Genomic DNA, 4,184 nt, shown 5'->3' with positions numbered 1-4,184 from the left:
GCTCTTCCGATCTCCCAGCGGGTGGCCGAAGCCCGTGCCTGCCGCAGGCGTTGGGCCATGTTGCAAGGCGATATCCAGATGGCACGCCAGTTGGCCATGGCCGGACGTGAAGACTGGGACTGACTGCGGGTCTTTTTTCACGGATTACGGGCTTCGATAGACGGCGATCATCCTGGTGACATGCATGAAGGGCGTCCCGTGCCGCTCTCCGTATGCTGCAGGAGTATCCAAGTGAATACTAAAGCTTTGAGCGTGATAGCCGCCACCAGCATGGTCTGGTGTGGCTGCAGCCGTGCTGAGTTGCTTGGCTGCCTGATCGAACCAGACCGGGTGGCCGACGTAGGCAGTCAATCCACAGGCGTCATCGAGAAACTGACGGTGGAGCGTGGCGATGTGGTGGTGGCCGGGCAGGTGCTCGCCCGCTTGTCTGCTCAGGTGGAAAAAGCATCCTTGTCGGTTGCGGAAGTCAAGGCCAAGGCCGAAGCCGAGGCTTTGCAAGCGCAAGCGGCCCATGAGTTGGCGCAACGCAAGCTGGAGCGCACGAGGGACCTGGTGCGCCGTGATTTCGTGTCAGATCAGGCGTTGGATCAGGCCGAGGCCGAGGCCCGTGTGGCAGAGCAGCGCGTTGCTCAGGCTCGGGAAACCCAACGCGTTGCGCAGCGCGAATTTCATCTGTCCAACGCTCAGTTGAGCCAGCGAGAGGTTCGCAGTCCATTTGCCGGCCTGGTGGTCGAACGCTTTCGCACCGAAGGGGAGCGCATCGAACGCGAACCTGTGGTGCGTGTTGCCCGGATCGATCCACTGCGCATCGAGGCCATCGTGCCGGCGGTGCAATTTGGTCGCATCTCGACGGGGCAGCCCGCGACGGTCAAGACCGACTTGCCTGACTACCCCATGCTCACAGCCAAGGTCACCTTGGTCGACAGGGTGATTGACCCGGCCTCCAACAGTTTTCGCGTGCGCTTGATCTTGCCCAATCCAGGCAATCGTGTGCCGTCTGGTGTGCGTTGCCGAATTGCATTTGGTACCAATGAGGGCGCAGGCGCCAATGTGCAAGGACTGGCACCTGGCGGCGTGGCACCAGCGCCCGCAGCGGCTGGGCAGGTCTCACCCGCCCGCTGGCCGCAAGCGCCGCTGACGCAGCCAGCGCCACCAGTGCGTGATCCGGCTGAGGCCGAGCGTGTGAAAGTGATGACGGTTCATGTACTCGACAGCTTGCCATCCATGCCAATGCAGCCAGCCCGTTTCGTGTCATCCACCCTGAAGTTCGCCATGGCCGAGCTGGGGCGTATCACACCTGGCCGCAAATGGGTTGATCCGGCGTCAGTGCTCGCTCGGCCAGAGGGGGCGGGCAAATCTCGTGTGCAGGCTCTGCCCACCATGGCACTCGCCTTGACGATGCCTTCGTTGGCCGCACCTGGCACCTCTACCGCACCCGTTGCAGCCATGGCTGATGCCGGCAAGGTCGTCAACAAGCAGCCCGTGGCCACCGTGGTGCCCGCGGTTGGCCTGCGTCTGGCCAGTGCCCGCTGAGCGCCGCCACATCGCGCCACGCGCCGAGGACGCATGACTGAAGCGAACACCTCGACGCCTTCTTCAAAGCGTCATCGCTGGGCAATGAGCCCGACCGTGCGCATCAGCATGGGCCTGGTGTCCTTGCTGATTGGCTTGCTGATGATCCTGGATCTGATCCTCAAGATCCTGCCCGACCAGCGCGCCATGACCATGGAGTTGCGCGAGCAGATCGCCGTGCACCTGGCCGTGCAAGTTCGCAGATTGCTCAATGAAGAGCAGAACCCAATCAAGCTCCAGAGCGTGCTGGTTGAAACTGTCGAGCAATCAGCAGACATTCAGTCATTGGCTGTGCGCCGTCAATCGGGGGCTGTGTACGCCGCTACCGCTTTGCACGAGAAAACCTGGGAGACGCCCCCCTTGGGTGCATCGACTCTCAATGCTGTCGTTGTGCCGCTCAATGCGGGCGACAAACGCTGGGGGCAAATGGAGGTGGGCTTTCGCTCGCCGTGGCCAGCCTCGATTCTGGGCTGGTTGAAGAACCCGACCGTTCAGTTGATTGGCACGCTCAGCACAGCGTGCTTCATTGCCTTCTATCTGTACTTGCGGCGGGTTTTGCAGCATCTGGATCCCTCAAAGGCCATCCCCGAGCGCGTGCGCGTGGCTTTCGATACCTTGACCGAGGGCCTGTTGGTGCTGGACATTGACGGCCAGATCCTGATGGCCAACTCGGCCTTTCGTGGCTTTCACCCGCAGGCTGGTGGCATCTTGCTGGGGCGCTCGATTGATCAACTGGAATGGTTGGTCAAGGGCTTGAAAGATGACGATGCCTTACCGCCGTGGGAGCGTGCCTTGACCACGTCCGAGCCCATCTTGGGCGTCCCGGTAGACCTGACCGAGAAAGATGGCGAACATCGTCGGGCCTTGCTCAACTGCGCGGCTGTGCGTGATGCCGCGGGCAATGCGCGCGGCTGTCTGGTGACGCTGGACGACATCACCGAAATCGATCTGGTTAACCGCCGCCTGCAAGAGACCATGACGGAGCTCGAAGTCTCGCGTGACAAGATTCAGAAGCAAAACGAAGAGCTGCAACTGCTGGCCAACTGCGACCCGATGACGGGCTGCTTCAATCGCCGCGCCTTCTTCAGCAGGGCCGAGCCCATGCTGGCACATGCCTTGAAGACAGGCGAGCCGCTGACTTGCTTCATGACGGACATCGACAAGTTCAAGTCCTTCAACGACACCTATGGCCACTCGGTGGGCGATCTGGTGATTCAACAGGTCGCGCGCATCCTCAAAGCTGCCATGCGCCCGCAAGACGTGTTGTGCCGTTATGGCGGCGAAGAGTTTTGCGCCTTCATGCCTGGCTTGGACGAGGCTGCGGCGGCTGCCGTGGCTGATCGCATCCGCGAGACCCTGGAGAAGGAAGCTGGCCCTGCTGTGGACGCCGTGCCCAATCTGCGCATCACGTCCAGCTTTGGCGTGGCGCAACTGGGCAAGGGCAACGCCAACAACGCCTTGCTGTTGATCGAGCGGGCCGACCAGGGGCTGTATGCCGCCAAGGAAGCCGGGCGCAATCAGGTGCAGTGCATCGACTGGCATCCTGGCAAGGCGCCGGCCACGCACTGATCGGCGATCACGTACGCCAGACGCGAGGTGGACAGGGCGCCAGATCCCATGCCGTTTGCCGCCACTGTGACCACACTCGGGTCAACAAGTCCATGGCGGGCTCCACGCGATCTGCCAGTACGCGCAGGATCACGACCTGATCATGCGGGCTGGTGCTGCCGGCCGTTGTGGCCAATGCGTGGCCGGCCTGAATGGCTCTTGCGCTGTCCAGCAGCGCTTCACGCCGCTCACGTGAAAGCGGCGAGCCCACTGCCAGCCACATGGTGGCCATGACGCGATGGCCGGCCCATCCCAATGGGCTGTCGAGCAGCCGCGCATCGTCGGCGCGAACCGTGCCTCTTTCGAGCCATACGCCGGGCAGTTCGATTTCCTGTGTGAAGTAGCCCTGGCCATGGGCGGCATCATCAAAGGCTTCGGATGCAGCAGGCAAGCCCAGAGCGAGCACGTCCCAGCCCATCATCTCGGCGCCGGGCGCCAGTTCAAACCGCATCCGGTTGATGGCCTTGCATGAGCGATAGGCGATCGTCTCCAGAGGTAACCATTCCAGCCGGGCGTCTGGCGCCACCTTGGCCGTCAGGCTCTGAACGGCTTCGGCGCCCGTGCTCTTGTAAAAGCGCGTGGCGCCTGGCGTGGTGATCAAGGCATGGCTGCCGGCTTGCAGGTTCATGGCGATGTCCAGCATATCACCGCCCACCAGGCCGCCAGGCGGGTGCACCAGAACGTGGTGGCAAACACGATCGCCTTCGGGGTAGAGCCGTTGCAATACGCGCAAGGGGCCGTCATGGCGGTCCAGTGCAATGGTGCGCTCGCCATCCAGGCGATAGTCCAGATTCAAATGGCCGTGCCAGCTCATAACGGGGTACTGCGTGGGAGTGTCAAACGCGAAGAGATCAGTGCCAGTGTATGCGGCTAAAGAGCAGTGTCAGAGCGCCTGCGGCAACGCGCAGGTGATGGCATCGCCCACCTGAATGGCGCCACCAGCCAGCACGCGTGCATTGACCCCGCCGTGCCCGCGCATGGCGTTGTAGCCGCCCGGGCCGAGC

The 4,184-nt window shown here is 62.6% G+C and carries 3 protein-coding genes; 2 read left to right on the top strand and 1 reads right to left on the bottom strand.

What is annotated here, in order from left to right:
• Nucleotides 1-231 precede the first annotated feature (231 nt).
• On the top strand, nucleotides 232-1,533 hold the full coding sequence (locus tag EPO09_RS11515) for an efflux RND transporter periplasmic adaptor subunit (RefSeq protein ID WP_290643204.1): 1,302 nt from the start codon (nucleotides 232-234) through the stop codon (nucleotides 1,531-1,533).
• Between the two features lie 33 nt (nucleotides 1,534-1,566).
• On the top strand, nucleotides 1,567-3,141 hold the full coding sequence (locus EPO09_RS11510) for a sensor domain-containing diguanylate cyclase (RefSeq protein ID WP_290643203.1): 1,575 nt from the start codon (nucleotides 1,567-1,569) through the stop codon (nucleotides 3,139-3,141).
• A 7-nt stretch (nucleotides 3,142-3,148) separates the two neighbouring features.
• On the opposite strand, the gene EPO09_RS11505 is transcribed toward EPO09_RS11510, so the two are convergent.
• The gene (locus tag EPO09_RS11505) at nucleotides 3,149-3,994 is read right to left on the bottom strand and encodes an urease accessory protein UreD (RefSeq protein WP_290643201.1); all 846 of its coding nucleotides are present in this window, start codon (nucleotides 3,992-3,994) and stop codon (nucleotides 3,149-3,151) included.
• Nucleotides 3,995-4,184 lie beyond the last annotated feature (190 nt).

Source organism: Aquabacterium sp., assembly GCF_004297345.1.
Lineage (GTDB): Bacteria > Pseudomonadota > Gammaproteobacteria > Burkholderiales > Burkholderiaceae_C > Aquabacterium.
This window is presented reverse-complemented; position numbering and strand designations above follow the sequence as displayed.

Bases quoted from the DNA above. Each gene is read 5' to 3' on its own strand.
- EPO09_RS11505 (WP_290643201.1), bottom strand. From the start codon at position 3,994: ATGAGCTGGCACGGCCATTTGAATCTGGACTATCGCCTGGATGGCGAG.
- EPO09_RS11510 (WP_290643203.1), top strand. From the start codon at position 1,567: ATGACTGAAGCGAACACCTCGACGCCTTCTTCAAAGCGTCATCGCTGG.